Origin of the sequence: Phenylobacterium terrae, assembly GCF_042681205.1 — a bacterium.
Classification (GTDB): domain Bacteria; phylum Pseudomonadota; class Alphaproteobacteria; order Caulobacterales; family Caulobacteraceae; genus Phenylobacterium; species Phenylobacterium terrae.
In genome coordinates this window covers 1,083,002-1,109,079 of the sequence record NZ_JBHUEY010000001.1, presented here as the reverse complement: position 1 = coordinate 1,109,079, position 26,078 = coordinate 1,083,002, and the positions used below count along the sequence as shown (strand labels likewise).

Sequence of the window (26,078 nt, the reverse complement as noted above, 5' to 3'; positions counted from 1 at the left end):
CGAGCGGGGAGAGGTGATTAGCCCTCCGCCCAGGCCTTGATCAGCTGGTGGGCGATGGCCAGGCGGCCGGGGGCGGAGGCGCCGTCGTATTCCCCGGCGATCAGGCGGCGGGCCTCTTCCCGGGTGAACCACTTCACTTCCGACAGCTCGGTCTGGTCGGGGGCGGCCTGGTCGTCCTCCACCTCGGCGATCAGCCCGATCATCAGCGAGGACGGGTAGGGCCAGGGCTGGGTGGAGTGGTACTTCACCTCGACGGCGGTGAGCCCCGCCTCCTCCATCAGCTCGCGGGCGCAGGCCTCCTCGATGCTCTCGCCGGGCTCCAGGAAGCCGGCGAGGGCCGAGAACATGCCCTTCGGCCAGGCGGCCTGGCGGCCCAGCATGCAGCGGTCGCCGTGGAACGGCAGCATGATCACCACCGGGTCTGTGCGCGGGAAGTGCTCGGCCTCGCAGGCCGGGCATTTGCGCTTCCAGCCGCCGTCCACCACCAGGCTGGGCTCGCCGCAGGCGGCGCAGTGGCGGTGCCGGCGGCGCCACTCGAACATCTGCTTGGCGGTGGCGGCGATGGCCGCCTCGGCGTCCGGCAGGCGCAGGGCGACCTGGCGCAGATCCTCGAACCGGCCCAGCCCCTGCAGTTCGCCCTCGGCCGGGTCGGTCCCGCCCTCCAGGTCGACGGCCCAGACGGCGGTGTCCTTCCACAGGCCCATGAACAGCAGCCGCTCCATGCCGCCGGTCAGCTTGTCGGCCATCCGGGCGGGCAGGTAGGCGAGCTGGAAGCCGCCGCCCTCGGCCTTCTCGACCAGCGGGCGGCCGTTCCACATCGCGAGCGCCAGGGAGTCGGACGCCTCCAGCTTCTCGGCCAGCCAGGCCTCGTCGCCGCGCCTTTCGCTCGCGCGGTTCAGCGGATTGCCTGCGAAGGTGTTCATGAAGGCCTTGAGCGGCATGCCGTGCTCCGATCGCGTGGCGGCAACGGTTAGCCGCAGCGGGCGAGGCTGGGAAGACTCCTCGATGGACGCGCTGCGGCGGTCTGACCGGCCGCCGGCGCGCAGCCGTGCTTGCGATCCGACGGCCCAGCCGCGATATAGGGGGCGGAGATCGGCGACGGGCGGAGTCCTCGCCAACCCGGTCAGGTCCGGAAGGAAGCAGCCGTAACGAGTCTCGCTCCGGGTCGTTGTCCGGTCTCCACCCAACCTTCGCAGTTCAAGGGCCAGATGGCCGAAGACGACCTCACGCTCGAACCCGACGTCCCCGAGCGTGATCCCAACACCGCGGACATGTTCGGCGCCCCGCCTGCGGCCCCGCCGCCGCCGGCCGACGGCGCCGCCTACACGGTCATCGCGCGGAAGTACCGGCCCCGCACCTTCGAGGACCTGTTCGGCCAGGAGGCCATGGTCCGGACGCTGAAGAACGCCTTCGCGTCGGGGCGGATCGCCCACGCCTTCATGCTCACCGGGGTGCGCGGGGTCGGCAAGACCACCACCGCCCGCCTGCTCGCCCGGGCCCTCAACTACGAGACCGACACCGTCCACGAGCCGTCGCTGGACCTGACGCAGGACGGCCGCCACTGCCGGGCGATCATCGAGGGCCGGCACATGGACGTCCTGGAGCTGGACGCCGCCAGCCGCACCAAGGTGGACGAGATGCGCGAGCTGCTCGACGGGGTGCGCTATGCGCCCGTCGAGGCGCGCTACAAGGTCTACATCATCGACGAAGTGCACATGCTCTCGACGGCGGCGTTCAACGCGCTGCTGAAGACGCTCGAGGAGCCGCCGCCGCACGCCAAGTTCATCTTCGCCACCACCGAGATCCGCAAGGTCCCGGTGACCATCCTCTCCCGCTGCCAGCGCTTCGACCTGCGCCGGGTGGAGCCGGAGGTGATCGTCAAGAACCTGGAGATGATCGCCGAGCGCGAGGGCGCGCGGGTGGAGGCCGAGGGGCTGATGCTGATCGCCCGGGCCGCCGAAGGCTCGGTGCGCGACGCCCAGTCGCTGCTCGACCAGGCCATCGTCCAGGCCGAGGCCGGGCAGACGGTCACCGCCGCCACCATCCGCGACATGCTGGGCCTGGCCGACCGGGCCCAGACCATCAGCCTGTTCGAACAGGTGATGCGCGGCGAGGCGGGCGGGGCGATCGAGACCTTCCGCACCCTCTATGGCTACGGCGCTGACCCCGGCCAGGTGATGCTGGACCTGCTGGAGCACAGCCACGGCGCCTCCGTCGCCAAGGCCGTGGGGCCCCAGGCGCTGACCCTGCCCAAGGAGCAGGCCGCACGGCTCGCGGCGATCGGCGCGGCGGTGTCGGCGGGCGTGCTCTCGCGCATCTGGCAGCTGCTGCTGAAGGCCTACGACGAGGTGCGCCGCGCGCCCGATCCGGCCGCCGCGGCCGACATGGCGCTGATCCGGCTGGCCTACGCCGCCGACCTCCCGGGGCCTGAGGAGGCCCTGAGGCGGCTGCAGTCGGGCGAATCGCCGGCCGGCGGGCCGGGGCCCTCCGGCGGCGGCGGCGGCGGTGGCGGCGGCATGCACCAGAGCGGCGGCGCTTCGGCCGTGGCGCGCCAGGCCGCGCCGCCCCGCCCGGCCCAGGCCGACGCGGCCCCGACGCTGCAGCGGTTCGAGGACGTGATCGCGCTGATCGAGTCCAAGCGCGACATCGCCCTGCGCCTGGACGTCGAGCGGTTCGTGCGGCCGATCAGCTTCCGGCCCGGGGCCATCGAGTTCGAACCGGCGCCCGGCGCGCCGGCCAACCTGATCCAGCGGCTGGCCTCCAAGCTGCGCGAGTGGACCGGCCAGCCGTGGCTGGTCGCAGCTCAAGGCGGCGGCGGGGCCGAGAGCCTCTGGGAGCGCCAGAAGCGCGAGGAGCGCGAGGTGCTGGCCCAGGTGGAGCAGGACCCGTTCGTGCGCCAGGTGATGGAAGCCTTCCCTGGCGCCGAGATCCTGGGCGTGCGAACCCTCGCCGCCCCCGAGCCGGCACCCGACGCCGGCGACGAAGCCGACAGCGAAGACGAGGACTAGGCCCATGAAGGACCTGAACAGCCTGATGAAGCAGGCCCAGGAGATGCAGCAGAAGCTGACCCAGGCCCAGGCCAAGCTGGCCGAGCTCACCGTCGAAGGCACGTCCGGCGGCGGCATGGTCAGCGTGACGCTGAAAGGCACCGGCGAACTCACCGCGGTGCGCCTCGACGAGAGCCTGCTCGCCCCCGGCGAGGGCGAGGTCGTCGCCGACCTGATCGTCGCCGCCCATGCCGACGCCAAGCGCAAGCTCGACGCCCAGCAGGCCGAACTCATGCGCGAAGCCGCCGGCCCGCTCGGCGCCATGGGCCTGCCCGGGCTCGGGTTCTAGAGCCCACCCCACCGGGTTGCGGATCTGCGCCCGCCGCTGCGCTCCCCCTCGACAGCGGCCGGTCCCGTGTGCTCGATCAGCGCGAACACTGCATCGGAGACACCTTGGCCGCGTCCGCAGGTCCCGAGATCGAACGGCTGATTTCGCTGCTGGCCAAGCTGCCGGGGCTCGGCCCCCGCTCGGCCAGGCGAGCGGCGCTGGCCCTGCTCAAGCGCCGCGACCAGCTCCTGAACCCGCTGTCCGAGGCGCTGGCCGACGCCGCCGCCCGGGTGAAGACCTGCGGCGTCTGCGGCTCGCTGGACACCCAGGACCCCTGCGCCGTCTGCGCCGACCCGGAACGTGACGCCAGCCTGATCTGCGTCGTCGAGGAGGTGGGGGCGCTCTGGGCCATGGAACGGGCCGGCGCCTTCCGCGGCCGCTACCACGTGCTGGGCGGGCTGCTGTCGGCGCTCGACGGCGTCGGGCCCGAGGCGTTGCGGATCGGACCGCTGGTGAACCGCGCGGCCGACGAGAAGGTGCGCGAGGTGATCCTCGCCTTGCCCGCCACGGTCGACGGCCAGACCACCGCCCACTACCTCGCCGAGCGGCTGGCCGGCACGGGCGTGGCGGTGACAATGCTGGCCCGCGGCGTGCCGGTAGGCGGGGAGCTCGACTGGCTCGACGACGGCACCATCGCCCAGGCGATGCGGGCGCGGCGGCCGGCCTAGAGGCGGGCGGCGGCGGTCCAGGCCTGCGTCCACCAATCCCGGTTCGGCAGGCCGGAGGCGGCGATCGCGTCCAGCACCTGTCCCGGATCGTAGGGGACCCGGAACAGTTCGAAGGAGAGGCCGTCGTCCGACCCGGCGAGGATGGCGTATTCCGCCCAGGCGGCGAAGCGCACCTCGCCGGGCGCGCCCGGGACGCGGTCGTAGGCCATCCCGACGCTCCCCGGGTTGACGAACACGGCCGCATCGATGCGCCGGAACATCTGCAGGTGGGTGTGGCCGCCGGCGTAGACCGCCGCCTCGTGCGCGGCGAAGGCCTCCCGGAACACCTCGTCGGGCGTCGCCGGCTTCAGCTCGGCGTTGAAGTCGGCGGGTGAGCCGTGGAACAGCAGCGCGGGGAAGCGTCCCAGCGTCAGCGACAGGCGGGGCGCGAAGCCCTGGATGAAGGCGCGGTCCTGCGCCGTCAGCTCGGACGCCGCCCACCGGGCGCTATCGGCGAACACCTGCATCTCCGGAGGAAAGTCGATCGGGTCCAGCCCGACGAGCTGCGCATCGGCGTTGCCCATGATCACCGGACAGCCGAGGCCGCGCAGCCGCTCCAGCACCTGCCGCGGCTGCGGCCCGTCCGAGGCCACATCGCCAAGGCAGACGATGCGATCGACGCTGCGGCGCGCGATGTCGGCCAGCGCCGCTTCAAGCGCCGTGAGGTTGCCGTGCAGGTCCGAGATCAGGGCGAGGCGCATGGTCGCTCCGCCCTCACCCTAGCCGCGATGGCCGACTCCGGCTATGGAACACAGCATGAACGCGGCTGTCCTCGTCGTCCTGATCGCCCTGGCGCTGGTCGCCATCGCCGCCATCGCCTGGGCCTGGAGCGAGCGGCGGCGCGCCGCTGCGGCGGAGGCGGGCGCCTGGGAGATGAAGTCCCGCGCGCTCGAGGCCGAGGCGCGGCTCAAGGCGCTGGAAGAGCAGTCGGCCATGCAGGCCGAGGTGCTGAAGGCCCAGGCGGCGCAGTCGGCGAACGCGGCGGCCGAAGCGCTGGTCAAGCAGACCGAGGAGACCTTCCGCAACCGCGAGCAGCTGGCCCAGGCCCGGCTCGAGGCCCAGCTGAAGCCGGTGGCCGAGACGCTGGCGAAGTTCCAGGAGCAGGTGACGGCGGTCGAGAAGGCCCGTGCGGAGGAGACCGGCGGCCTGAAGGAGCAGATCGCCCGCATGCTGGCCGCCTCCACGGCCACCCAGGAGGAGGCCCGCAAGCTCTCCGCCGCCCTGCGGCGCGGGGCGGGCGTGCAGGGACGCTGGGGCGAGCAGGCGCTGCGCAACGTGCTCGAGGCGGCGGGCCTGACCCACCACTTCGACTTCCACGAACAGACCTCCACCGACACCGAGGAAGGCCGCCGGCGTCCCGACGTGACCGTGCGCCTGCCGGGCGGGGCGGTGTTCGTGATCGACGCCAAGGTCTCCTGCAACGCCTACCTCGAGGCGCTGGACGCCACGGATGAGGCGGTGCGCGACGGCTGCCTGATGCGTCACGTGCAGAGCGTGCGCACCCACATCCAGGGGCTCTCGGCCAAGGCCTACTGGAACCAGTTCGACGCCTCGCCGGACTTCGTGGCGATGTTCGTGCCGTCGGACGCGATCCTCGCCGCCGCGCTGGACAAGAACCCGGAGCTGCTCACGGAGGCCATGGACCGGCGGGTGCTGGTGGTGACGCCCACCACCCTGTTCGCCCTTTGCAAGGCGGTGGTCTACGGCTGGCGGGTGGAGGAGCAGGCGGCCAACGCCCAGGAGATCGCCAAGCTCGGCCAGGACCTCTACAGCCGCATCTCGGTGATGGCCGGGCACATCGACGCGCTTGGCGACAGCCTCGGCCGGGCGGTGGGCAAGTACAACGCCTTCGTCGGCTCGCTGAAGGACCGGGTGCTGCCGCAGGCGCGCAAGTTCGAGCAGCTGGCCGCCGACCACCAGGCCAAGAAGATCCCCGATCCGGTCGAGCTGGAAGTCGCCCCGCGCGAGCTCGAGGCCCGCGGCAAGAGCTTGCTTTCGCAGGTGATCGGGGCAGACTCCAAACCCGCCCCCGCCTTGACGGACAAGGGCGGCTAACCTACCTGCCAGCCATGGCGATCCGCGAAATCATCACCGTCCCCGATCCGCGCCTGAAGTTGAAGTCGCAGCCCGTGGAGGCCGTGGACGACGAGCTGCGCGCGCTGATGGACGACATGCTGGAGACGATGTACGCCGCGCCGGGCATCGGCCTGGCGGCCATCCAGGTCGCCGTGCCCAAGCGGGTCATCGTCATGGACCTGGCCCGCGAGGGCGAGGAGCCGCAACCCCGCTACTTCGTCAATCCGGAGATCGTCTGGGCCTCCGAGGAGACCCAGCCCTACGAAGAGGGCTGCCTGTCGATCCCCGAGTACTACGACGAGGTCGAGCGGCCGGCGCGGGTGAAGCTGCGCTACCTGAACTATCAGGGCGAGCAGGTCGAGGAAGACGCCGAGGGCCTCTTCGCCGTCTGCATCCAGCACGAGATGGACCACCTCGAAGGCGTCCTCTTCATCGACCACCTCTCGCGCCTGAAGCGCGAGCAGGCGATCAAGAAGGTGAAGAAGCAGAAGGCGGCGTAAGCGCTGCGCAGGGTGACAGGTAGGCGCTCCGCGCCAACCAGTCACCGAAGGCCGCCGGTGACTGGTTGCCCGTAGGGCTACCTGTCACCCGTCCATCAGATCAGCGCTTGGCGTCCTCGGCCGCGTTGTCCGCCGCCGTCCTGGCGTCGCCGGCCTCTTCGGCGGTCTCGTCCCCGGCCCGCTCGACGCCTTGCCTGACGTCGCCGGCGGCGTCCTTGACGGCGCTGCCGACGTCGGAGGCGACCTCCTTGGTCTTTTCGGCGGCCTTCTCGATGTCGACGCTCTCGACCGCTTCCTTGAGTTCCGAACCAGCCGCGTCGGTGGCTTCCTTGGCCTCCTCGCCGGCGTCCTCGCGCTGGGCTTCAGTGCAGCCGGCGGCGGCGAGCGCCAGGGCGGCGGCGGAGGCGATCAGCAGGGTGCGCATGGGGAAACTCCTTTCGGCGAGTGCAACGGCCACGCTTGGCGAGCGGTTCCCGCCCTTCCCGGCCCGGCCCCCCGCGGGCTAAAGGCTTGCCCGTCATGCGCCTCGCCTTCCTCGGAACCCCCGACTTCGCCGCCCGCGCCCTTCAGGCGGTGCTGGAGGCCGGCCACGAGGTCGCCGCCGTCTATTCCCAGCCGCCGGCCCCGCGCGGCCGCGGCCAGGCGCTGCGGCCCTCGCCCGTGCACGCCTTCGCCGAGGAGCAGGGCCTTTCCGTCCGCACCCCCGCCTCGCTGCGCGATCCGGCCGAGGTCGAGGCCTTCCGGGCCCTTGGCCTGGACGCCGCCGTCGTCGTCGCCTTCGGCCAGATCCTGACCCGCGAGATCCTTGAGGCCCCGCGCCTCGGCTGCTTCAACGTCCACGCCTCCCTGCTGCCAAGGTGGCGGGGCGCGGCCCCGATCCAGCGGGCGATCATGGCCGGCGATGCCGTGACCGGCGTGCAGGTGATGCGGATGACCGAGGGGCTGGACGAGGGCCCGGTGCTGTCCACCGCCACCGTCCGCATCGGCCCGCTGGACACCGCCGGGAGCCTGCACGACCGCCTCGCCGAGGCCGGGGCCCGGCTGCTGGCGGAGACGCTGGAGGCCATAGCGCGCGGCGAGGCCGTCGAGACGCCCCAGGCGGAGGAAGGGGTCACCTACGCCAAGAAGATCAGCGCCAAGGCCGCCCGCCTGAAGTGGACCCGGCCCGCCGCCGAGATCGACCGCAAGATCCGTGGCCTGTCGCCCTTCCCCGGAGCCTGGTTCGAGGCGCCCACCGACAAGGGCCCGGTGCGGATCAAGGCGCTGCTGTCGCGCTACGAGGACGGGGAGGGGACGCCCGGCGAGGTGCTGGACGATGGGCTGCTGATCGCCTGCGGCGAGGGCGCCGTGCGGCTGCTGAAGGTGCAGCGCGAGGGGCGGGGGCCGCAGGACGCCGACGTCTTCCTGCGCGGCTTTCCGCTGAAGCCCGGGCAGAGGCTCTCCTGATGCCCCGCTACCGGCTGACGCTGGAGTACGACGGCGGTCCCTACCGCGGGTTCCAGGCCCAGGGCGATCTGCCGACCATCCAGGCCTCCGTCGAGCGGTCGGTGAAGGCGTTCAGCGGCGAGACCCTGCGCCTGCAGGCGGCCGGGCGCACCGACACCGGCGTCCACGCCACCGGCCAGGTGGTGCACATCGACCTGCAGAAGGCCTGGAAGCCGGACGTGGTGCGCGACGCGCTCAACGCCCACCTGGTCCCCGAGCCGATCGCCGTGCTGGAGGCGGTCGAGGCGCCGGAGGGCTGGCACGCCCGCTTCTCGGCGACCACCCGCCGCTATCTCTATCGCATTCTCAACCGCCGCAGCCCGCCGGCCCTGGGCCAGGGGCGGGTCTGGCACGTGAAGAAGCCGCTGGACGCGGGCCTGATGCACCAGGCGGCCCAGGCCCTCGTCGGCCACCACGACTTCACCACCTTCCGCGACCTGCAGTGCCAGGCCAAGAGCCCGATGAAGACCTTGGACCTGGCCGCCGTGCGCCGCGAGGGCGAGGAGGTGCTGCTGGAGTTCGCCTCGCGCTCCTTCCTGCACCGCCAGGTCCGCTCGATGACCGGCTCCCTCGTGGAGGTCGGGACCGGCCGCTGGCCCCCCGAACGCATCGCCGCCGCCCTCGCCGCCGCCGACCGCAAGGCCTGCGGGCCGGTGGCTCCGGCGCACGGGCTGTACCTGACCGGGGTGGAGTACTGAATCACCCTTCCTCTCCCATTCCATGGGAGAGGGGGACCGCCCGCCGAAGCCGGCGACGCCGGCCGAAGAGCGGGTGGGGGAGAGGGAAAGCCAAGCACACCGCGAGACGAACTGTGCTCACTGGAGCGGCGGCAGCGCCGCGCCCGCGGCTTGCCCTTTCCACCACCGGCTCTTCGCTCCGCTCGGCCGGCGGTCCCCCTTTCCCGTGAACGGGAAAGGAAAAACGGCTCACATCGCCTCGAAGTACCGCGCGATCAGCCGCTCATAGACCTGCTGCAGCTGGCGGATCTCGGCGACGGGGGCGCGTTCGTCGACGGCGTGCATGGTCTTGCCGACGAGGCCGAGCTCGACGACGGGGCACAGCGCGCGGATGAAGCGGGCGTCGGAGGTGCCGCCGGTGGTGGAGAGCTCCGGGTCGGCGCCGGTGACATCGCGGACGGCGGCGCAGATCAGGTCGGTGAAGGGGCCGGGCTCGGTCAGGAAGGCCTCGCCGCTGATCTGCGGCGTGACGGTCACCGTTCCCTTGAAGCCTTCCGCGACGGCCTTCGCCTCGCCCTCGATCCAGGCGGCGAGGCTGGCGCCGGTGTGGGCCGGGTTGAAGCGGATGTTGAGCCGCGCGCGGGCGGCGGCCGGGATGACGTTGGTGGCGGCATTGCCGACGTCGATGGTCGTGACCTCGAGGTTGGACGGCTGGAAGCCGGTGTAGCCCTCGTCCAGCACCTTGTCCTGCAGCCGGGCCAGCAGCCGGATCAGCACCGGCACGGGGTTGGCCGCCCGCTGCGGATAGGCCACGTGCCCCTGGATCCCGTCGACGCGGATGTCGACGTTGATGGAGCCGCGGCGGCCGATCTTGACCATGTCGCCGAAGCTCTCGGCGCTGGTGGGCTCGCCGACGATGCAGTGGTCGATGGCCTCGCCCTCGGCCTGCAGCGCCTCGACCACCTTCTTGGTGCCGTGGGTCGCGACGCCTTCCTCGTCGCCGGTGATCAGCAGGGAAAGCGAGCCGCGCACCTTGCCGGCGGCGATGGCGCCCGCGGCGGCGGCGGTGAACGCGGCCAGCGCGCTCTTCATGTCGACGGCGCCCCGGCCGATCAGCACATCGTCGACCACCTGGGCTTCGAACGGCCCCGCGCTCCAGGCCCCGGCGTCGCCCACCGGCACCACGTCGGTGTGGCCGGCGAAACAGAGGTTGGGCCGCTGGTTCCCGTAGCGGGCGTAGAGGTTCTCGATCTCGCCGAACTTCATCCGGCGGCAGGCAAAGCCCAGCGCCTCGAGCTCGCGCTGCAGGACGTCCATGGCCCCGGCGTCGGCCGGCGTCACCGAGGGGCGGCGGACGAGCTCGCGGGTGAGGGTGACGGCGTCGATCAAGCTTGGCCCCTGGCGGCGGTGTTCCTAAGGTCAGGGCTTCCTAGACCGGAAAGCCCCCATGAAGAAGATCGACGTTGCGTCCCTGCCGGAGCGCCGCGGCAGCGCCTATCCCGCGCCCTTCGACGAACCCTGCCGCGGCCGGAGCCGCCGAGCGTTGGGGAACGCCGCGGGCCTGACCCAGTTCGGCGTCAACCTGCTGACGCTGGAGCCCGGGGCCTGGTCTTCCCAGCGGCATTGGCATACGGCCGAGGACGAGTTCGTCTATGTGCTCGAGGGCGAGGTCGTGCTGGTGACGAACGCCGGCGAGGAGGTGCTGCGGCCCGGCGACTGCGCCGGGTTCAAGGCGAACGATCCGGACGGCCACCACATGATCAACCGGTCGGACCGCCCGGCCCGGCTCCTGGAGATCGGGACGCGCACGGAGGACGGCGTGGACGCGGTCGACTATCCCGACATCGACCTGATGATCCCGCTCGGCGCCGACGATTATCACCACCGCGACGGCACGCCCTACCCGGCCTAGCCGCAGCGTCAGATCAACCGATCCGCGAGTCAGGAGTCGCGCCCCGGCCGGCGCGATCCGCCGCCTTGCGCGCCGCCCGTCGCCCGTTCCGGGACGCCGTTCGGCAAGCTTAACGGCGGCCTCAAATTGGGGAGGTTCGCTCTATAGGCGAGCTTGGGGGTGCGGCATGATGCCCAAGTAAATCTGGCGCGGAGAGAAGTAAGCGTTGCTCGCGCTTTTCGGTGGATACGGTCACAAAGAGGCCACATTTCCTTGGCTGCGCCGGACGCACGCCGGGGATCTGGGCGAATCAAGAAGTTTCCGACCGGTCGCTTTGCGTAGGGTGTCTGAACTCGGCGAACTATACTTCGCCGTACGGTCAATGGGCGTGTCGACTAGTGGTTATCACGTCCTCCAGTACGCCTTCGTCGACAGCCGCGGCGAAGTCGTGATGAGCGCCTATACCCATGCCCCCAGTCCGGTGGCGCTCATCGGCTCGGCGCCGGCGAAAGTCGGCGCCGAGCCGCTATCCCCCGAGGCCTTCGAGCGGATGGCGACGCAGATCTGCGCGGGGGCGCGGCTGATCGGCTTCCACAAAAGGTTGCAGGGCGGCCTGCTGCCCGAGCGCGCCCGCCGGGCCGCCGCCGGGCTGCAGTGCGCCGCCCAGACGTTCGAGAAGAGGGTTGGCCGGGGCGAAGTGGGCGGCCGCGGCGAGGCCCCGAGCCTCGCCGCGTGCCTCGAGCACGCCGGGCTGCCCCAACCCGCCAGCGACGACGCCGAGGCCCAGGCCCTGGCCGTCCGCGACCTCTGGCGCTGGGCGACGGCGGCCTAGAGGCGCCAATTCCCTTGGAGACTGGTTGCCGCGTCCGGCGCGGCCATCGATCCACACGATAGGACGCGGCTAGCTGTCACCACTCGTTGCGCGGGGTGACAGGTAGAGGTGTCCCGCTGAGCGGCGGCGGATCGGCGCTGGGACACCTCAACCAGTCACCGGTCGCCGTGGGCCCTCACCGCTCCAGCTTGACGATGTCCCAGAGGGGCTTCAGCTCGTTGAGGACCTCGTCCACGCTGTAGGCGTCGCCGAGGTAATAGAGGCCCTCCTCGTCGCGGCGCAGGTAGCCGGCCTGGGCGAGGGCCAGCAGCTTGCGGCGGGCGGTCTCGCGCGGGATCTGGGTGATCTCGGAAAGGCTGAGGGCGTTCAGGCCGCGCTTGCGTCCCGACCCGTTCCCCGCGCTGGAGATCTCCTGCAGCACGAAGACGAGGTAGAGCAAGTATTGGTCGAGATCGCCGTCGAACCGGCTGCGGATGCGCACCAGGGCGGCCGAGAACTGGCCGGCCCAGCGGTAGAGGAAGCGGGCGGCGAGGGCCGGATCCGCGGCCTGCGGTTCGCTCCAGCTCGTCGGCTCCGACGCCGCCTCGGGCTTGCGGTTGGCGCCGCCGGAGAGGTCGTGAGGATCCGTCATCAACATGCGCGCCCCTCAAAGGCTTAACGAAGTATTAACCACTCGGTCCGTGGCGTCGCCTCCGAAGACATGCACATGCCAACGGACCTTAGCCTGCAAGGTTCCGTTGGTTATTGTTCAGATTATGGCGAGATGTCCCTGTTAACTATATTTCCGGTGGAAGACCGCCGGTTTCCAGCGGTCAACACTAACGTTAACCTATTCTCGCAGTAGCTCGTTGATGCTGGTCTTGGACCGCGTCCGCTCGTCCACCGTCTTCATGATAACAACGCAGTAGGTCGACGGCAGCCCCTCGTGGGGCGAGGGACGCGAGCCGGACATCACAACCGAGTAGGGCGGGATCTCGCCGGTCCAGGTCTCGCCGGTCTTGCGGTCGATGATCGGCGTGGTGGCGGTCACGTAGACGCCCATCGACAGCACGCTGCCGCGCCGCACGATGACGCCTTCGGCCACTTCCGACCGGGCGCCGATGAAGCAGTCGTCCTCAATGATGGTCGGGTTGGCCTGCAGGGGCTCCAGCACCCCGCCGATGCCGGCGCCGCCGGAGATGTGGCAGTTCTTCCCGATCTGCGCGCAGGAGCCGACGGTGGCCCAGGTGTCGACCATGGTCCCCTCGTCGACGTAGGCGCCGATGTTCACGAAGGACGGCATCAGGACGACGTTGCGAGCCACGAAGGCCCCCTTGCGGACCACGCAGCCGGGGACGGCGCGGAAGCCGGCGGCCTCGAACCGCTCGGGGGTCCAGCCTTCGAACTTGCCGGGCACCTTGTCCCAGAAGGGACCGGGCGTGGGGCCGTCGGTCAGCCGGTTGGGGTTCAGCCGGAAGGACAAGAGGATGGCCTGCTTGACCCACTGGTTGACCACCCACTGGCCCCCCTGGTTCTCGGCCACCCGCAGGTCGCCGGCGTCCAGCCGCTCCAGCGTCACCTCGACGGCGTCGCGGACGGCGCCCTTGGTTCCGGTGGTGACGGTGTCGCGCTGTTCCCAGGCGGCTTCGACGGCGCGCTGCAGGTCGGTGGTCATCGGGCGGCCTCCTTGAGTCTGGCCGTCATCAGGAACGGCGCGAGGTCTTCGGTGCGGTGGTGGATGAAAGGGGCGGTCGAGGCGGGGGCGTGCGGCCCCACCAGGACGGTGGTCATGCCGAGCTGCGCGGCGGGCGCCAGGTTACGCTCGGAGTCCTCGAAGAAGGCGGTGCTGGCCGGCTCCACGCCGTGGTTGGCCGCCATGCGCTCGAAGGGCGCGGGGCTGGGCTTGGGCGTGTAGTCGAAGCTGGCGATGTGGAAGACGTCCTCGAACAGGTCGCGCAAGCCCAGCCGCTCCAGCACCCGCTCGGCGTGGATGTCGTCGGCGTTGGTGAAGATCAGCCGCCGCCCCGGCAGGCGGGCGATCGACAGGACGAGGTCCGGATCGTGCGCCAGGGCCTCCAGCGACAGGTCGTGGAACAGGGCGTGGAACTCGTCCGGATCGACCCCGTGGTTCTCCATCAGGCCGCGCAGCGTCAGGCCGTGCTCGGCCAGGTACTTCTTCTGCAGGGCGTAGGCCTCGTCGCGCGGCAGGCCGGTGACCTTCTGGACGTAGGCGGTCATCCGCGCCTCGATCTCGCCCATGAAGCCGCTGGAGGCGGGATAGAGCGTGTTGTCGAGGTCGAACAGCCAGGTGTCGACGTGAGTCAGGTCCGCGCTCATGCGCGAACCAGGGTGCCCGCGCCGTGCTCGGTGAACAGCTCGACCAGCATGGCGTGCGGCCGGCGCCCGTCGAGGATGACCACGGCCTCCACGCCGGCCTCCACGGCGGCGATGGCGGTTTCCAGCTTGGGGATCATGCCGCCGGTGGCCACGCCCGAGGCGATCGCCTCGCGGGCCTCGCCGACGCTCAGCTGCCGCATCAGCTCGCCGTTCTTGTCGAGCACGCCGGGCACGTCGGTGAGCAGCAGCATGCGCTTGGCCTTCAGCGCCCCGGCCAGCGCCCCAGCGACCGTGTCGGCGTTGACGTTGTAGGTCTGGCCCTCTTTGGACACGCCGATCGGCGCCACCACGGGGATGTAGTCGTGGTCGGCGTGGATCAGGTTGAGGATCATCTGCGGATCGATCCGGGTGGGCTCGCCCACGAAGCCGAGGTCGATCTCCTCCTCGGCGCCCGTCTCTGGGTCCTTCCGCGTCTTGCGGGCCTTCTCGACGGTGATCAGCCGGGCGTCCTTGCCCGAGAGGCCCACGCCCCGCACGTCGGCTTCGGCGCCGGCCAGGGTGATCCAGTTGGCGATCTCCTTGTTGATGGCCCCCGACAGGACCATCTCGGCGACCTCCATGGTGGCCGCATCGGTGACCCGCAGGCCTTCGACGAAGGTGGACTCCACGCCGGCCCGCTTCAGCATGGCCGAGATCTGCGGCCCGCCGCCGTGCACGACGACCGGGTGCAGGCCCAGCATCTTCAAGAGCACCGCGTCGGCGGCGAACAGCTTGGCCACGGCCTCCTCGCCCATGGCGTGGCCGCCGTATTTGATGACCACGGTCTCGCGGTCGTAGTGCTGGATGTAGGGAAGGGCTTCCGCCAGAGTCTTGGCGGTGGCCCAACCCTGCTGTTCGGAGGTGTCGGTCACGAAAGGCTCCGGCGCATCGGAGCGTCCCGATAGCGAACGACGGCGGGGCTGTCGATACGACTCAGTCCGTCATCCCGGCCGAAGCGTATGAGTCCGCGTCGCGGCTCTCCGGGAGGACGGGGATGGGTTTAAGCCGGCGCCAGCTCCCGCGCGGCCTCCTCGACCTGGCCCAGCCGGTCCTTGCCGAAGAACATCTCCTCGCCGACGAAGAAGGTGGGGACCCCGAAGGCGCCGCGGGCGGCGGCGGCCTCGGTGTTGGCCATCAGCTCGGCCTTGACCTCGGGGTCCTGGGTCGCGGCGAGGAGGGCCTCGGCGTCGAGGCCGGCCTTCTGAAGCACGTCGCGCACGACGGCGGGATCGTCCATCTTCAGGCCCTGCTCCCACATGGCCGAGACCGCCGCCTCCAGGTAACGGTCGCCGACGCCCATCCGCCGGGCGGCGATCAGTCCGCGCATGATCAGCAGGGTGTTGACCGGGAAGTGGGGGTTCGAGCGGTAGGCGGAAAGCCCGTGTTTGGCCACGAACCGCTTCGTCTCCAATCCCTCGTAGGCGAGCTTGTTCTTGACGCCTGCGAAGGCCTCCACCGGCGAGCGGTTGTTGGTCAGCTTGAAGAGCCCGCCCAGCAGCACGGGGACGATGTTGACCTTGGCGCCGGTGCGCTCGGCGATGTTCGGCAGCACCTTCCAGGCAAGATAGCCGTTGGGGCTGCCGAAATCGAACAGGAAGTCGATGGTCGCGGGCATCTTTGGGCTCCTCCTCACCAGGGCTCGGACCAGGGGCGCAGGTCCATCTCGTGGGTCCAGGCCGAGCGTTGCTGCTTGTGCAGCCAGACGTAGTTGGCGGCGATCTCGTCGGGCTTGAGGATGGCGTCCTTCGCCAGCAGCTCCTCCACCTGATCGCCGCGGTTGGTGCGGGTGAAGACCCCGTCGATGGCGCCGTCGATCACCACGTGGGCCACGTGGATCCCCTTGGGGCCGAGCTCGCGCGCGAAGCTCTGGGCGGTGGCCCGCAGGGCGTGCTTGGCCGAGGCGAAGGCCGAGAGGCCCTGGCGGCCGCGGATGCTGGCGGTGGCGCCGGTGAACAGGATGGTGCCGCGGCCCCTGGGGAGCATCACCCGGGCCGCCTCGCGCGCCGCCAGGAAGCCGGAGTAGGCGGCCATCTCCCAGACTTTGGTGTAGACGCGCGTCGTCGTCTCCAGGGCGTCGAAGCGCACGTTCGCGCCGATGTTGAACACCACCACCTCCAGGGGCGCGACCTCGGCCTCGATCCGGTCGACCAGCGCGACCATCGCCGCTTCGTCCCGCGCATCGACGCCGAAGGCCCGCGCCTCGCCGCCTGCGCCGCGGATCTGGCCGGCCAGGGCCTCCAGCTGGTCGAGGTTGCGTTCCCTGCGGGTGACGCAGGCGACCAGCCCCTCGCGGGCGAAGGCCCTGGCGATCGCCCCGCCCACCCCGTCGCCTGCGCCGACCACCAGACACGCGCCCTGCTGAGCCATGATCACCAGTCCGTTTAATTTCTGGACGGACTGTGCTACCCGATTGCGAGACGAGTCAACCGAAGAGCCGAGCTGCGCGATGAAATGGGACGAGCTGCCGAAGGAGGCCTGCTCCGTCGCCCGGACGGTGGCGGTGATCGGCGACCGCTGGACGCTGATGATCCTGCGCGACTGCTTTCTGGGGGTCCGCCGGTTCGAGGCCTTCCAGGAACGGCTCGGCATCTCCCGCACCATCATCGCCGACCGGCTGAAGCTGCTGACCGACGAGGGCGTCCTGCGCCGCGAGGCCTACCAGGAGCGGCCGGTCCGCTACGAGTACCGGCTGACGCCCAAGGGGCTGGAGCTGCACCCGGTGCTGATGGCCATCGTCGGCTGGGGCGACCGCCACTACGCCGGCGAGGCCGGGCCGCCCGTCCTCAACCGCCACAAGGCCTGCGGCTGCGACTTCCACGCGGTGATGACGTGTTCGGAATGCGGTGAGGCGGTGGGCCCGCGGGACGTGCAGAGCCGGCCGGGGCCGGGAGCGCGGAACTAGCGGCAGCCCCCTCCACCGCCTTCGGCGGTCCCCCTCCCCCAAGGGGGAGGAGAGGTGGTGCGGCGCTGCTGCGATTCTCCTCCCCTTCTGGGGGAGGGGGGCCACCCGAAGGGTGGTGGAGGGGGCCTACTCCAGCCCGCAGGCCGCGATGATCTCGGCGCGGAGCTCGGCCAGGCCCGTGCCCTTCTCGGACGAGGTCGCCGCCACGCGCGGGAAGGCCGCCGGGCGCTTGGCGATGGCGGCGAGGGTCTTGTCGCGGACGGTCTCGAGCTCGGCCGGCTTGATCTTATCGGCCTTGGTGAGGACGATCTGGTAGGAGACCGCGGCCTGGTCGAGGGCGTCGAGGGCCTCGGCGTCCACCGCCTTGAGGCCGTGGCGGGCGTCGATCAGCAGGTAGGCGCGCTTCAGGTTCGGGCGGCCGCGCAGGTAGGAGCGGCCGAGGTTCTGGAACTTCTTCACCGCGGCCTTGGAGGCCTTGGCCCAGCCGTAGCCCGGCAGGTCGACGAGGCGGATCTTCTCGTCCAGCACGAAGATGTTCACCTCGCGCGTGCGCCCCGGCTCGTTGGAGGCGCGCGCCAGGTCCTTGCGGCCGGTCAGGGCGTTGATCAGGCTCGACTTGCCGACGTTGGAGCGGCCGGCGAAGGCCACCTCCGGCAGGTCCGGCGGGGGCAGGCCCTCCATCTGGACGACGCCCAGGGCGAAGACCGCCGGCCGGGCGAAGAGGACGCGTGCGGCCTCCAGCTCCTCGTCGGTGAAGGCCGGATCGGCGCTCACCCCACGGCCTTGGGTTTGCCGGTCAGCTTGCCGAGCAGCTGGTCGATCGGGTTGTCCACCTTGAAGCGGCGCATGATCACGTACTGCTGCAGGATCGAGAGCACGTTGCTCCAGGTCCAGTAGATCAAGAGGCCGACGGCGAACGGCGCCATGATGAAGGTGAAGATCAGCGGCATCAGCTGGAACATCCGCTGCTGGATCGGGTCCGGCGCCGGCGGGTTCATGGCCGTGGTCAGCCACATGGTGAAGCCGTAGAGGGTCGCCCAGGCGCCGATGCCCAGCGGGCCGGCGAGCAGGCCGCCCAGCAGGGGCGTTGCGGCCACGTCCCACGGGATGGCGCCGAACAGGTTCCAGATCAGCGTCGGGTCGCGGTCCGACAGGTCCTGGATCCAGCCGAAGAAGGGCGCGTGCCGCATCTCGATGGTGACGGTCAGCACCTTGTAGAGGGCGTAGAACACCGGGATCTGGACCAGCACCGGCAGACAGCCGGTCAGCGGGTTGATCTTCTCCCGCTGGTAGAGGCCCATCAGCTCCTGCTGCTGCTTGGCCGGGTCGTCCTTGAACTTCTTGCGCAGCTCCTCGACCTGGGGCTGCACCTTCTTCATCTTGGTGATCGACTCGTAGCTCTTGTTCGCCAGCGGGAAGAAGACGAGCTTCACCGCCACCGTCAGCAGCAGGATGGCGATCCCGAAGTTGCCGACGTGCCGGTAGATGAATTCCAGGAAGTAGAACATCGGCCGGGTCAGGATGAACAGGAAGCCCCAGTCCACCGCCCGGTCCAGCTCGGGGATGCCGAGGCTCTTCTGATATTCGCGCAACAGCGGCACGGTCTTGGCGCCGGCGAAGAAGCGGGTGGTCTCGGTGATCTGGCGCCCGGGCGCGATGGTCACGGGCTGGCCGACGAAGTTGGCGTCGTAGATGTTGAGGCCGCCGGCCCGGGTCACCCGGAACTGGCCCTTGAAGGCCTCGCCCTGCTCCGGGGCCAGCGCGGTCAGCCAGTATTTGTCGGTGATGCCGACCCAGCCCTCGTTCGACGAGAACTCCTTGCCGCCCTTCTCACGCCAGTTCTTGTACTTGTCGAGGCGCAGCTCGCCGTCCAGCCAGCCGATGGCGCCTTCGTGGACGATCTGGTTGGCGCCCAGACCGTCGGGCAGGCCCTGGCGCTGCACCGAGCCGTAGGGGGTCAGGCTGACCGGCCCGGCGCCCAGGTTGGCCACCGTGTCGGTGACGGTGAACATGAACTTGCCGTCCACCTCGATGCGGCGGGTGAAGGTCAGGCCGTTCGGCGCCTGGTGGCGCAGGGTCACCGGCCGGCCGGGAGCCAGCCGGTCGCCGGAGACCAGGGTCCAGACGGTGTCGGCGGTCGGCAGGCCGGGCAGGTTCTGGCCGGTCCAGCCGATGTCGGCGAACCAGGCGTGACGGGCGCCCTCGGGGCGCAGCAGCTCCACGGGCGGCGAGCTCTCGCTCACCGTTTGGCGGTAGTCCTTGAGGAACAGGTCGTCGACCCGGGCGCCGCGCAGCGACACCGAGCCGGCGAGGCTGGGCGTATCGATCGGGATCCGCGGGCTCGCCGCCACCGCCGCCTGGCGGGGCAGGTTGGCGACCTCGCCGGCCGCTGGGGCCGCGCCGGGCGCCTTGGCGGCGGCGGCGGCGGCCTGCTGCTGGGCGCGCTGGGTCTGCGCCTGCTTCGAAGCCGGCTCCAGGTAGAACACCTGGTAGAGGATCATGATGATCACCGCGCTCACGACGAAGATGATCGTGTTGCGGGTGTTGTCGTTCTGCATGGAGGTCGCGCTCAGGCGGGAGGGGAGGCGGCGGACCCCGCGGGCCGCCGGTCTTTGTCGGCGGCGAGGCTTATCAGCGCGCTTTTCACATCGTCAAGCAAGGCCGCCCAGGGGCGTGTCGTCACACTGCCTCTGGCGATGAACACATAGTCGTGGCCGGGCCGCCCGAGGAGCGGCACGAGCGCGCGGGCGGCCTCGCGCAGCCGCCGCTTGGCGCGGTTGCGCACGACCGCGCCGCCGATCCGCTTGGTGGCGGTGAAGCCGAGCCGCACGAGATCGCTCCCGTCGGCCCGGTCGCGGGCCTGGACGAGCACCGCCCCGCGGGGCGCGGCGCGCGCCTTCGCAGCGGCCAGGAAGTCGGCGCGCTTCTTCAGGCGTTCGATCGGGAAGGCGGCGTCCGTCACCCGGACACCATGACGGCCCTTAGGCCGACAGCCGCTTGCGGCCCTTGGCGCGGCGACGCTGAATCACCTTGGCGCCGTTCTTGGTCGCCATGCGCGCGCGGAAGCCGTGACGGCGCTTGCGCACGAGTCGCGACGGCTGATAGGTCCGCTTCACGAGATTGGCTCCGGTCTAAAATCGAGCGGCGGTCCTTAAGGGATGCCCTCTGGCGTGTCAACCTCGCCGGGCCCCGGCGCCCTCGATTGCGGAGGCGGGGACCTGCCGCTAGGTTCCGCCGCGCCGGCGAGCGCCGGCCGGGGGAGAGCATCCAAAGACAATGAGCGCGACGTCCAGCGCCGCCGAGGGCGGCCACATCACCGGTTTCGGCAGCAAGCCCTACCGCAGCTACGTGCTGACCGCGCTGCTCTTCATCTACATCCTCAACTTCGTCGACCGGGGCCTGCTGTCGGTCGTGGCGCCGGCGATGAAGCCGGAGCTGGGGATCAGCGACACCGCCTTCGGCCTGCTGACCGGCTTCGGCTTCGCCCTGCTCTACACCTTCGTCGGCATCCCGTTGGCCCAGTTCGCCGAGACCCGGCACCGGGTCTGGATCATGACCGTGTGCGTGGCCCTGTGGTCGCTGATGACCGCGCTGTGCGGCCTGGCGGCGGAGGTGACCATCGGCTCGATCACCATCGGCGCCTTCTGGATCCTGCTCGCCTGCCGGGTCGGCGTCGGCATCGGCGAGGCCGGCTGCACGCCCCCCGCCAACTCCCTGATCGCCGACTACTATCCCCCCAAGAGCCGCTCCACCGCGCTCGGCTACTACGCCATGGGCGTGACCCTGGGCGGCGTGCTGGCCAACGTGATCGGCGGGCCGATCACCGACGCCTTCGGCTGGCGCTGGGCCTTCTTCATCGTCGGCCTGCCCGGGATCCTGGTGGCGGTGATCTTCAAGGCGACCGTCAAGGAGCCGCCGCGCGGCTACACCGACCCGCCCGGCACGGTGCGGCGCGAGCGGGCCAGGTTCAGCGACGGCCTGCGCGAACTGGCCTCCAAGCCCTCCTTCTGGGCCATGGCCGTGGGGGCGACCATCGCCGCCTTCTGCGGCTACGGGATCGGCTCCTTCCAGTCGCTGTTCATCAACCGCTCGTTCGGCCTGACCGCCGGCGAGGCGGCGCTGTTCATCAACACGCCGGTGGGGATCGCCTCGGCGGTCGGCACGGTGGCCACGGGCTGGCTGGCCGAGAAGATGGCCGCCAAGAGCCCCAACGCCATCGCCTGGCTGCCGGCCATCGGCCTGACCGCCAGCGTGCCCTTCTACCTGCTGGCCTTCAGCACGGGGAACCTGATGATCTGCCTGGCCGCGCTCTCCATCGGCGGGGCCATCAAGTACGGCTACCTGGCGGCCCAGTACACCATCGGCCAGGGCGTGGTGTCGGCCCAGGTGCGGGCGGTGGCCACGGCCATCCTGCTCTTCATCGTCAACCTGCTGGGCTACGGCCTGGGGCCGCTGTTCATCGGCGCGATCAGCGACGTGCTGTTCACGCTCCAGGTGGCCGACCTGGGCGCCGCCGCCCTCACCCGTCAGGCCTGCGAAGGCGCCGCGCGCGCCGCGCTCGCCCAGGCCCAACAGGACGTCTGCGCCATCGCCCACCCGCAGAGCCTCGAGCGTTCGCTGCAGATCACCGCCTGCCTCTACGCCGTCGCGGGCCTCTTCTTCCTGATCACCACCCGCTGGCTGAAGCGGGACATGGTGGCGAAGTAGGGAACAGCGCCCCCTCCGTCTCGGCGCTGCGCGCCGATCCACCGCCGAAGGCGGTGGAGGGGGCGCTCACCTGACAACCCTGCTCCGCCGTGGCACGTTGGCGTCCCATGGAGACCTGGCTGATCGCGGGCCTGCTCGGCCTCGGCCTCGCCGCGGCGACGGGGCTGAAGACCTTCCTGCCGCTGCTGATGCTGTCGGCGGCGGCCCGGTTCCAGCTGTTCGGGATCGAGCTCTCGGGCGCCTTCGCCTGGCTGTCGTCGGATGCGGCGCTGATCGCCCTGGCCATGGCCGCCCTGGCCGAGTTCCTGGCCGACAAGATCCCGGTCGTCGACCACGCCCTCAGCGCCTTCGGGACGGTCGCGCGCCCGGCGGCCGGGGCGCTGGCCGCGGCGGCGGCGTTCAGCGGCCTCGATCCGGCCATGGCGGCCATCCTCGGCCTGATCGTCGGCGCGCCGACGGCGCTGGCCTTCAACACCGCCCAGACCGGCGCGCGGCTGACCAGCACGGCCACCACCGGCGGCCTCGCCAATCCGGCGGTCTCCTTCGCCGAGGACCTGCTGGCCTTCGTCACCGCCGGCCTGGCGCTGGCCGCCCCGCTGCTGATCCCGCTGGTGCTGGCGCTGATGCTGTTCGCCGCCTGGAGCCTGCTGCGCAGGCTGACCCGGCGCGCCGGCTAGGCCAGCGTCAGCACCATCGGCCCGTTCCGCGTCGCCACCAGCGTGTGTTCGTACTGCACCGTGGGCTCGCCGCCCGGCGGGCGCAGCGTCCAGCCGTCGTCCAGCTCGTCGACCCACTCGGCGCCCAGCGAGAGGAAGGGCTCGATGGTGAAGACCAGGCCCTCGGGGATGCGGCGCGCGTCGGCCGGCTCGTACCAGGTGGCGAGGTTCTCCGGCTCCTCGTGCAGCCAGCTGCCGACCCCGTGGCTCGCCAGGTTGCGGACCAGGGTGTAGCCATTCTTGCGGGCGAAGGACTCGATGCTGCGGCCGATCTCGTTCAGCCGCCCGCCGGCCCGGACCGCGCGGATGCCGGCCCACATGGCGCGCCGGCCGTCGCGGCACAGGCGCTCGATGCGCGGCGCGGTGGGCGGGACGGCGAAGCTCGCGCCATTGTCGGCGAAGAAGCCGTCGAGCTCGGCCGAGACGTCGATGTTGACCAGGTCGCCGGCCTCGATCCGCCGATCGCCGGGGATCCCGTGGGCCACGTCGGGTCCGACGGAGATGCAGGTCGCGCCGGGAAAGCCGACGCAGATCTGCGGCGCCGACTGCGCCCCCTCAGCCTCTAGCAGGCGGCGTCCCAGGGCGTCGAGCTCGGCGGTGGTGATGCCGGGCTCCAGGGCCTCGCCCATGGCCTTCAGGGTGCGCGCGACGAGGCTGCCCGCCGCCTTCAGCTTGTCGAGCTGGTCCTGGTTCTCGATGGTCATGAAAGGTCCGGTCGGATGATGGTCTTGCCGATGACCTGGCGATCGGCGAGCGAGTCGAACGCCGCGCGCCAGTCGGCCAGCGGGTATTCCTTGAAGACGCGGGGCTTCACCCTGCCCTGGCCGGCCAACTCCCAGATCGCCTGGGTGTTCTCGCGGCCCTTTTCGGGGAACTGGCGACCGTACTCTCCGGCCCGCACGCCCATCACCGAGAAGCCCTTGATCAGGGCGATGTTCACGGGAAGCGTCGGCAGCCGGCCGGAGGTGAAGCCGATCGAGAGGATCCGGCCGTTGAAGGCGATGCAGCGCGTGCTCTCGTCGAACACGTCCCCGCCGACGGGATCGTAGACGACGTCGGCGCCGTGGCCGCCGGTGATCTCCTTGACCCTCTCGCGGAAGCCGCCGGTGACGTTGACGGTCGCCTCCACGTCGTACTCCTGGGCGATGACCGCCAGCTTCTGGTCCGACGCCGAGGCGGCGATGACCTTCGCGCCCAGCACCTTGGCGAGGTCGACGGCGGCCAGGCCGACGCCGCCGGCGGCGCCGTGCACCAGCACCCACTCGCCGGGCTCCAGCTGCGCCCGGCGGACGAGGGCGACGTAGGCGGTCAGGTAGGCCGTGCCGTAGCCGGCGGCCTGGGCGAAGGACAGGTGCTCCGGCTTCTCGCGCAGGGCCATCGCCGGGCTGACGGCGAACTCGGAGAAGCCGCCCACCCGCGCGCCGCCGACCACGGGATCGCCCGGCCTGAAGCGGGTCACGCCCTCGCCGACCGCGTCCACCTCGCCGGCCACCTCCATGCCGGGGATGAACGGCAGCGGCGGCTTGTGCTGGTACTCCCCGCGGGTCTGCAACAGGTCCGGGAAGTTGACCGCGGCGGCCTTCACCCGGATGCGGACCTCGCCGGCCTTGGGCTCGGGGGTCGGGACCTCCTTCAGCACGCAGCCGGCGTAGTCGGCGGCGAGCTCTTCGACGACGAGGGCGCGCATCAGCAGATCCGTCCTTCCAGGCCTTCCCGCACCAGGCCCGCGATCTCCCGGCAGGCGATGTCGGCGGCCGGCACGGCGCCGGTGAAGGCGGTGAAGCCGTGGGCGAGGTGGTCGTAGCAGCGGTAGACCACCGGCACGCCCGCCTCGCGCAGCCGCAGGGCGTAGGCCTGGCCCTGGTCGAGCAGCGGATCGAACCCCGCGGTCACCACGACGGCGGGGGCCAGGCCCGAGAGGTCCTTGGCCTTCAGCGGCGACAGGCGCGGATCGGCCGGGTCGTCCTCCGGGCCCATGTAGTGGCCGATGAACCAGTCCAGGGTCGGCCGGTTCAGCGGAAAGGCGTCGGCGTAGGTGGTCATGGAGGCGCTCTCGCTGGCGACGTCGACGCACGGGTAGATCAGCAGCTGCAGCGCCGGCTGCGGCTCGCCCATGCGCTTCAGCTCCTGAGGTATCACGGCGGCGAAGTTGCCGCCCATGGAGTCGCCGGCGATGGCCACCGCCCCGTCCGGCGCGCCGAACCGGGTCGCATGCTCCCGCGCCCAACGGTAGGCGGCCAGCACATCCTCCAGCCCGGCGGGGAAGCGGTGCTCCGGGGCTAGCCGGTACTCCACCGAAAGCACCGGGGCGCGGGTGATGCGGGCCAGGATCTGGCAGAAGGCGTCGCTGATCTCCAGGTCGCCGATGACCCCGCCGCCGAAGTGGGCCCAGACGATCACCGGGCAGGACGGGTCCTGGTCCTGCGGCCTGTAGACCCGCAGCGGGATCGGAAAGCCCTGCCCCTCCAGCACCACCGGCTCCTTGCGCACGCCCGGCTCGGGCCTGCCGGCCAGGGGCGCAAAGCCCTCGGCGCCCGCCCGGCGGGCCTCCTCGGGCGTCATGCCGGTCATCGGCGGGGCGTTGCGGCTGGCGCTGGCCAGGAACTGCAGGCGCGGATCTAGAGTGCGCCCCCCGCGATAGACCACGCCGCCGCCGGACAGGGCCCTGAGGATCGGCGAGGGGAGGGACAGCAGGCTCCTCAGCACCAGCCGCCGGACGCCGGCCTCGGCCATCCGCCGCTAGCCCTTGGCGCCGGGCAGGGAGCGGGCGCCGCCCAGGATCATCGCCATCGTGAACTCGGCCGCGCCCTCGGTGTCGATCGGGCGGCGCTGCAGCATCTTCTCGCCGACCTCGCGGGCGATGGCGATGCAGGCGGCGGCCAGGTAGTCCGGGTCGGCGGCGGGCCCGCCGCGGCGGCTTTCCTCGACGATCGCGGCGCGGACCTCGGCGAACACCGCCTGCCCCTCGGGCGTCTCCGAGCGCAGATGCGGGTGCGGCTCGTCGGGCGGGCGGCGGGCGATCCAGTTGGCGTGCTCGTCCGCCAGGAAGCGGTAGTAGGCGCGGATGGCGCCGCGGACGAAGGTCTCGAAGTCCGGCGCCCGGGCCCGCTCGGCCTTCAGGATCGGCTGGAACTTGCGCGCGCCTTCCTCGGCGAGGGCGGCGAACACCTCCTCCTTCGACCGGTAGTAGTTGTAGAAGGTCCCGGCCGCCAGGCCGGTGCGGCGGATGATGTCGCGCACCGTCGCCGCCTCGTAGCCCAGCTCCCCGAACACCTCGCGGGCGGCGTCCAGGATGGCGGCGCGGTTCTGGAGCTTGGTCTGCTCGCGCTTACCGGCCGGCAGAAAGGCGACTTGCGACATCGGGTCTCGGAAATCTCTAAAGTGACGCGCGTCATTCTAGAGAGGCTTCTCGACCCGCGCCAACGCTTTGGCGCCGTTTCGACGAAATCGGCTCAACTTCTGCGCGCTTCGCACTTCGTGCGGCACTGGCCCCAGCTGGTCGGGCAGCTGTCGCCGTCGCCCGCGGACAGGCAGAAATAATAGGTGCGGTCGCAGGCCGCGCGGCACTGGCGGGCGGCCCCGTGGTCGGGCGGCGCCTTCCAGGTCACCGAGGCGGCGGCCCCGACGGGATCGGCAAGCTGCGGGTCGGCCGGCGCTTCCGGCCCGGCGGGGGCCAGCGGCGCCGTCACGGCCCGGGGCGCGGAGATGGGCCCGCGCAGCCCGGGCTCGCTCTTGGGCTGAGGCTTCACCATCACGAACCGGCTCTTCTCCTGGCCGGCGGCGGGGCCGGCCAGCGCAAGGCAAAGGGCGGCGAGGGCGAGGAGCGGGCGCATGGGCGAAAGCCTCCGCCGCGCC

Annotated in this window: 31 protein-coding genes and 1 other RNA gene; 13 read left to right on the top strand and 19 right to left on the bottom strand. The window is 71.1% G+C overall.

What is annotated here, in order from left to right; translation table 11 throughout:
* Positions 1-17: 17 nt before the first annotated feature.
* Positions 18-941, bottom strand: a complete 924-nt coding sequence (nudC, locus tag ACFSC0_RS05550) for an NAD(+) diphosphatase (RefSeq protein ID WP_377282623.1) — start codon at positions 939-941, stop codon at positions 18-20.
* A 145-nt stretch (positions 942-1,086) separates the two neighbouring features.
* Between nudC and ffs the strand changes: the two genes are divergently transcribed.
* From ffs to recR, 4 genes are all read left to right on the top strand, one after another.
* An RNA gene (gene ffs / locus ACFSC0_RS05545) (signal recognition particle sRNA small type) lies at positions 1,087-1,185 on the top strand.
* A gap of 23 nt (positions 1,186-1,208) precedes the next feature.
* Complete coding sequence (locus ACFSC0_RS05540) at positions 1,209-3,008, top strand: DNA polymerase III subunit gamma/tau (RefSeq protein ID WP_377282624.1); 1,800 nt, start codon at positions 1,209-1,211, stop codon at positions 3,006-3,008.
* Positions 3,009-3,012: 4 nt separating this feature from the next.
* The gene (locus ACFSC0_RS05535) at positions 3,013-3,336 is read left to right on the top strand and encodes a YbaB/EbfC family nucleoid-associated protein (protein WP_377282625.1); all 324 of its coding nucleotides are present in this window, start codon (positions 3,013-3,015) and stop codon (positions 3,334-3,336) included.
* 104 nt (positions 3,337-3,440) lie between these two features.
* Positions 3,441-4,043, top strand: coding sequence for a recombination mediator RecR (recR, locus tag ACFSC0_RS05530; RefSeq protein ID WP_377282626.1), 603 nt, complete (start codon positions 3,441-3,443; stop codon positions 4,041-4,043).
* On the opposite strand, the gene ACFSC0_RS05525 is transcribed toward recR, so the two are convergent.
* Positions 4,040-4,783 (bottom strand): metallophosphoesterase family protein, encoded by a 744-nt coding sequence (locus ACFSC0_RS05525; RefSeq protein WP_377282627.1) that lies wholly within the window; start codon positions 4,781-4,783, stop codon positions 4,040-4,042. The two genes, recR and ACFSC0_RS05525, sit on opposite strands and share 4 nt — an antisense overlap.
* Before the next feature lie 55 nt (positions 4,784-4,838).
* Here ACFSC0_RS05525 and ACFSC0_RS05520 point away from each other — a divergent pair, with 55 nt between their 5' ends.
* Positions 4,839-6,137: a DNA recombination protein RmuC gene (locus tag ACFSC0_RS05520; protein ID WP_377282628.1), complete on the top strand. Its 1,299-nt coding sequence runs from the start codon at positions 4,839-4,841 to the stop codon at positions 6,135-6,137.
* Between the two features lie 14 nt (positions 6,138-6,151).
* A complete protein-coding gene (locus tag ACFSC0_RS05515; RefSeq protein ID WP_377282629.1) occupies positions 6,152-6,658 on the top strand; it encodes a peptide deformylase in 507 nt (168 codons plus the stop codon).
* 100 nt (positions 6,659-6,758) lie between these two features.
* On the opposite strand, the gene ACFSC0_RS05510 is transcribed toward ACFSC0_RS05515, so the two are convergent.
* Positions 6,759-7,082: a hypothetical protein gene (locus ACFSC0_RS05510; protein WP_377282630.1), complete on the bottom strand. Its 324-nt coding sequence runs from the start codon at positions 7,080-7,082 to the stop codon at positions 6,759-6,761.
* Between the two features lie 95 nt (positions 7,083-7,177).
* Here ACFSC0_RS05510 and fmt point away from each other — a divergent pair, with 95 nt between their 5' ends.
* Positions 7,178-8,104: a methionyl-tRNA formyltransferase gene (gene fmt, locus ACFSC0_RS05505; RefSeq protein ID WP_377282631.1), complete on the top strand. Its 927-nt coding sequence runs from the start codon at positions 7,178-7,180 to the stop codon at positions 8,102-8,104.
* On the top strand, positions 8,104-8,841 hold the full coding sequence (gene truA / locus ACFSC0_RS05500; RefSeq protein ID WP_377282632.1) for a tRNA pseudouridine(38-40) synthase TruA: 738 nt from the start codon (positions 8,104-8,106) through the stop codon (positions 8,839-8,841). The genes fmt and truA overlap by 1 nt, the downstream gene beginning before the upstream one ends.
* 228 nt (positions 8,842-9,069) lie before the next feature.
* Here truA and dapE read toward each other — a convergent pair whose 3' ends face one another.
* Positions 9,070-10,209 (bottom strand): succinyl-diaminopimelate desuccinylase, encoded by a 1,140-nt coding sequence (dapE, locus tag ACFSC0_RS05495; protein ID WP_377282633.1) that lies wholly within the window; start codon positions 10,207-10,209, stop codon positions 9,070-9,072.
* Positions 10,210-10,267: 58 nt separating this feature from the next.
* Here dapE and ACFSC0_RS05490 point away from each other — a divergent pair, with 58 nt between their 5' ends.
* Together ACFSC0_RS05490 and ACFSC0_RS05485 are read left to right on the top strand one after the other, a co-directional pair.
* Positions 10,268-10,732: a cupin domain-containing protein gene (locus ACFSC0_RS05490; protein WP_377282634.1), complete on the top strand. Its 465-nt coding sequence runs from the start codon at positions 10,268-10,270 to the stop codon at positions 10,730-10,732.
* A 361-nt stretch (positions 10,733-11,093) separates the two neighbouring features.
* Positions 11,094-11,543 carry a hypothetical protein gene (locus ACFSC0_RS05485; RefSeq protein WP_377355098.1) on the top strand — a complete coding sequence of 150 codons (450 nt, stop codon included), beginning with the start codon at positions 11,094-11,096 and terminating at the stop codon, positions 11,541-11,543.
* Positions 11,544-11,718: 175 nt separating this feature from the next.
* Here the strand turns inward: ACFSC0_RS05485 and ACFSC0_RS05480 are convergent, their stop codons facing one another.
* The 6 genes from ACFSC0_RS05480 to ACFSC0_RS05455 form a co-directional block, all read right to left on the bottom strand.
* Positions 11,719-12,174, bottom strand: a complete 456-nt coding sequence (locus ACFSC0_RS05480; protein ID WP_377282636.1) for a hypothetical protein — start codon at positions 12,172-12,174, stop codon at positions 11,719-11,721.
* 198 nt (positions 12,175-12,372) lie between these two features.
* Positions 12,373-13,197, bottom strand: coding sequence for a 2,3,4,5-tetrahydropyridine-2,6-dicarboxylate N-succinyltransferase (gene dapD / locus ACFSC0_RS05475; RefSeq protein ID WP_377282637.1), 825 nt, complete (start codon positions 13,195-13,197; stop codon positions 12,373-12,375).
* On the bottom strand, positions 13,194-13,859 hold the full coding sequence (locus tag ACFSC0_RS05470) for a pyrimidine 5'-nucleotidase (protein ID WP_377282638.1): 666 nt from the start codon (positions 13,857-13,859) through the stop codon (positions 13,194-13,196). The genes dapD and ACFSC0_RS05470 overlap by 4 nt, the downstream gene beginning before the upstream one ends.
* Positions 13,856-14,770, bottom strand: a complete 915-nt coding sequence (argB, locus tag ACFSC0_RS05465; protein WP_377282639.1) for an acetylglutamate kinase — start codon at positions 14,768-14,770, stop codon at positions 13,856-13,858. Before argB ends, ACFSC0_RS05470 begins: the two co-directional genes overlap by 4 nt.
* A gap of 128 nt (positions 14,771-14,898) precedes the next feature.
* On the bottom strand, positions 14,899-15,513 hold the full coding sequence (locus ACFSC0_RS05460; RefSeq protein WP_377282640.1) for a 2-hydroxychromene-2-carboxylate isomerase: 615 nt from the start codon (positions 15,511-15,513) through the stop codon (positions 14,899-14,901).
* Between the two features lie 14 nt (positions 15,514-15,527).
* A complete protein-coding gene (locus tag ACFSC0_RS05455; protein ID WP_377282719.1) occupies positions 15,528-16,268 on the bottom strand; it encodes an SDR family NAD(P)-dependent oxidoreductase in 741 nt (246 codons plus the stop codon).
* Positions 16,269-16,308: 40 nt separating this feature from the next.
* On the opposite strand from ACFSC0_RS05455, the gene ACFSC0_RS05450 reads away from it, so the two are divergent.
* Positions 16,309-16,800, top strand: a complete 492-nt coding sequence (locus tag ACFSC0_RS05450) for a winged helix-turn-helix transcriptional regulator (RefSeq protein WP_377355097.1) — start codon at positions 16,309-16,311, stop codon at positions 16,798-16,800.
* Positions 16,801-16,926: 126 nt separating this feature from the next.
* Here ACFSC0_RS05450 and yihA read toward each other — a convergent pair whose 3' ends face one another.
* Genes yihA through rpmH form a run of 4 tightly spaced genes read right to left on the bottom strand, consistent with a single transcriptional unit; the run spans position 16,927 to position 19,916 of the window.
* Complete coding sequence (gene yihA / locus ACFSC0_RS05445) at positions 16,927-17,574, bottom strand: ribosome biogenesis GTP-binding protein YihA/YsxC (protein ID WP_377282642.1); 648 nt, start codon at positions 17,572-17,574, stop codon at positions 16,927-16,929.
* A complete protein-coding gene (yidC, locus tag ACFSC0_RS05440) occupies positions 17,571-19,358 on the bottom strand; it encodes a membrane protein insertase YidC (RefSeq protein ID WP_377282643.1) in 1,788 nt (595 codons plus the stop codon). The genes yihA and yidC overlap by 4 nt, the downstream gene beginning before the upstream one ends.
* 11 nt (positions 19,359-19,369) lie before the next feature.
* Positions 19,370-19,762: a ribonuclease P protein component gene (gene rnpA, locus ACFSC0_RS05435; RefSeq protein WP_377282644.1), complete on the bottom strand. Its 393-nt coding sequence runs from the start codon at positions 19,760-19,762 to the stop codon at positions 19,370-19,372.
* A gap of 19 nt (positions 19,763-19,781) precedes the next feature.
* Positions 19,782-19,916, bottom strand: coding sequence for a 50S ribosomal protein L34 (gene rpmH, locus ACFSC0_RS05430; RefSeq protein WP_320359505.1), 135 nt, complete (start codon positions 19,914-19,916; stop codon positions 19,782-19,784).
* Positions 19,917-20,076: 160 nt separating this feature from the next.
* On the opposite strand from rpmH, the gene ACFSC0_RS05425 reads away from it, so the two are divergent.
* On the top strand, positions 20,077-21,507 hold the full coding sequence (locus ACFSC0_RS05425) for a spinster family MFS transporter (RefSeq protein WP_377282645.1): 1,431 nt from the start codon (positions 20,077-20,079) through the stop codon (positions 21,505-21,507).
* A gap of 107 nt (positions 21,508-21,614) precedes the next feature.
* Positions 21,615-22,184, top strand: a complete 570-nt coding sequence (locus ACFSC0_RS05420; protein WP_377282646.1) for a DUF4126 domain-containing protein — start codon at positions 21,615-21,617, stop codon at positions 22,182-22,184.
* On the opposite strand, the gene map is transcribed toward ACFSC0_RS05420, so the two are convergent.
* From map to ACFSC0_RS05395, 5 genes are all read right to left on the bottom strand, one after another.
* A complete protein-coding gene (gene map / locus ACFSC0_RS05415; RefSeq protein ID WP_377282647.1) occupies positions 22,181-22,927 on the bottom strand; it encodes a type I methionyl aminopeptidase in 747 nt (248 codons plus the stop codon). The two genes, ACFSC0_RS05420 and map, sit on opposite strands and share 4 nt — an antisense overlap.
* On the bottom strand, positions 22,924-23,910 hold the full coding sequence (locus tag ACFSC0_RS05410) for an NADPH:quinone oxidoreductase family protein (protein WP_377282648.1): 987 nt from the start codon (positions 23,908-23,910) through the stop codon (positions 22,924-22,926). The genes map and ACFSC0_RS05410 overlap by 4 nt, the downstream gene beginning before the upstream one ends.
* Entirely contained in the window at positions 23,910-24,956 is a 1,047-nt protein-coding gene (locus tag ACFSC0_RS05405) for an alpha/beta hydrolase (protein WP_377282649.1), read from the bottom strand. Before ACFSC0_RS05405 ends, ACFSC0_RS05410 begins: the two co-directional genes overlap by 1 nt.
* Before the next feature lie 6 nt (positions 24,957-24,962).
* Positions 24,963-25,583, bottom strand: a complete 621-nt coding sequence (locus ACFSC0_RS05400; protein ID WP_377282650.1) for a TetR/AcrR family transcriptional regulator — start codon at positions 25,581-25,583, stop codon at positions 24,963-24,965.
* A gap of 92 nt (positions 25,584-25,675) precedes the next feature.
* Positions 25,676-26,056 (bottom strand): hypothetical protein, encoded by a 381-nt coding sequence (locus ACFSC0_RS05395; protein WP_377282651.1) that lies wholly within the window; start codon positions 26,054-26,056, stop codon positions 25,676-25,678.
* Positions 26,057-26,078: the final 22 nt, after the last annotated feature.

What these genes read in the sequence shown, in the direction of transcription:
- ACFSC0_RS05480 (WP_377282636.1), bottom strand. Translation starts at nt 12,174, where the DNA reads ATGACGGATCCTCACGACCTCTCCGGCGGCGCCAACCGCAAGCCCGAG.
- truA (WP_377282632.1), top strand. Translation starts at nt 8,104, where the DNA reads ATGCCCCGCTACCGGCTGACGCTGGAGTACGACGGCGGTCCCTACCGC.
- ACFSC0_RS05470 (WP_377282638.1), bottom strand. Translation starts at nt 13,859, where the DNA reads ATGAGCGCGGACCTGACTCACGTCGACACCTGGCTGTTCGACCTCGAC.
- map (WP_377282647.1), bottom strand. Translation starts at nt 22,927, where the DNA reads ATGACCATCGAGAACCAGGACCAGCTCGACAAGCTGAAGGCGGCGGGC.
- ACFSC0_RS05520 (WP_377282628.1), top strand. Translation starts at nt 4,839, where the DNA reads ATGAACGCGGCTGTCCTCGTCGTCCTGATCGCCCTGGCGCTGGTCGCC.
- ACFSC0_RS05535 (WP_377282625.1), top strand. Translation starts at nt 3,013, where the DNA reads ATGAAGGACCTGAACAGCCTGATGAAGCAGGCCCAGGAGATGCAGCAG.
- ACFSC0_RS05490 (WP_377282634.1), top strand. Translation starts at nt 10,268, where the DNA reads ATGAAGAAGATCGACGTTGCGTCCCTGCCGGAGCGCCGCGGCAGCGCC.
- ACFSC0_RS05410 (WP_377282648.1), bottom strand. Translation starts at nt 23,910, where the DNA reads ATGCGCGCCCTCGTCGTCGAAGAGCTCGCCGCCGACTACGCCGGCTGC.
- dapD (WP_377282637.1), bottom strand. Translation starts at nt 13,197, where the DNA reads ATGACCACCGACCTGCAGCGCGCCGTCGAAGCCGCCTGGGAACAGCGC.
- yidC (WP_377282643.1), bottom strand. Translation starts at nt 19,358, where the DNA reads ATGCAGAACGACAACACCCGCAACACGATCATCTTCGTCGTGAGCGCG.
- ACFSC0_RS05425 (WP_377282645.1), top strand. Translation starts at nt 20,077, where the DNA reads ATGAGCGCGACGTCCAGCGCCGCCGAGGGCGGCCACATCACCGGTTTC.
- ACFSC0_RS05510 (WP_377282630.1), bottom strand. Translation starts at nt 7,082, where the DNA reads ATGCGCACCCTGCTGATCGCCTCCGCCGCCGCCCTGGCGCTCGCCGCC.
- ACFSC0_RS05400 (WP_377282650.1), bottom strand. Translation starts at nt 25,583, where the DNA reads ATGTCGCAAGTCGCCTTTCTGCCGGCCGGTAAGCGCGAGCAGACCAAG.
- ACFSC0_RS05525 (WP_377282627.1), bottom strand. Translation starts at nt 4,783, where the DNA reads ATGCGCCTCGCCCTGATCTCGGACCTGCACGGCAACCTCACGGCGCTT.
- ACFSC0_RS05420 (WP_377282646.1), top strand. Translation starts at nt 21,615, where the DNA reads ATGGAGACCTGGCTGATCGCGGGCCTGCTCGGCCTCGGCCTCGCCGCG.
- ACFSC0_RS05460 (WP_377282640.1), bottom strand. Translation starts at nt 15,513, where the DNA reads ATGCCCGCGACCATCGACTTCCTGTTCGATTTCGGCAGCCCCAACGGC.
- ACFSC0_RS05540 (WP_377282624.1), top strand. Translation starts at nt 1,209, where the DNA reads ATGGCCGAAGACGACCTCACGCTCGAACCCGACGTCCCCGAGCGTGAT.
- ACFSC0_RS05405 (WP_377282649.1), bottom strand. Translation starts at nt 24,956, where the DNA reads ATGGCCGAGGCCGGCGTCCGGCGGCTGGTGCTGAGGAGCCTGCTGTCC.
- ACFSC0_RS05395 (WP_377282651.1), bottom strand. Translation starts at nt 26,056, where the DNA reads ATGCGCCCGCTCCTCGCCCTCGCCGCCCTTTGCCTTGCGCTGGCCGGC.
- nudC (WP_377282623.1), bottom strand. Translation starts at nt 941, where the DNA reads ATGCCGCTCAAGGCCTTCATGAACACCTTCGCAGGCAATCCGCTGAAC.
- ACFSC0_RS05485 (WP_377355098.1), top strand. Translation starts at nt 11,094, where the DNA reads ATGGGCGTGTCGACTAGTGGTTATCACGTCCTCCAGTACGCCTTCGTC.
- fmt (WP_377282631.1), top strand. Translation starts at nt 7,178, where the DNA reads ATGCGCCTCGCCTTCCTCGGAACCCCCGACTTCGCCGCCCGCGCCCTT.
- ACFSC0_RS05515 (WP_377282629.1), top strand. Translation starts at nt 6,152, where the DNA reads ATGGCGATCCGCGAAATCATCACCGTCCCCGATCCGCGCCTGAAGTTG.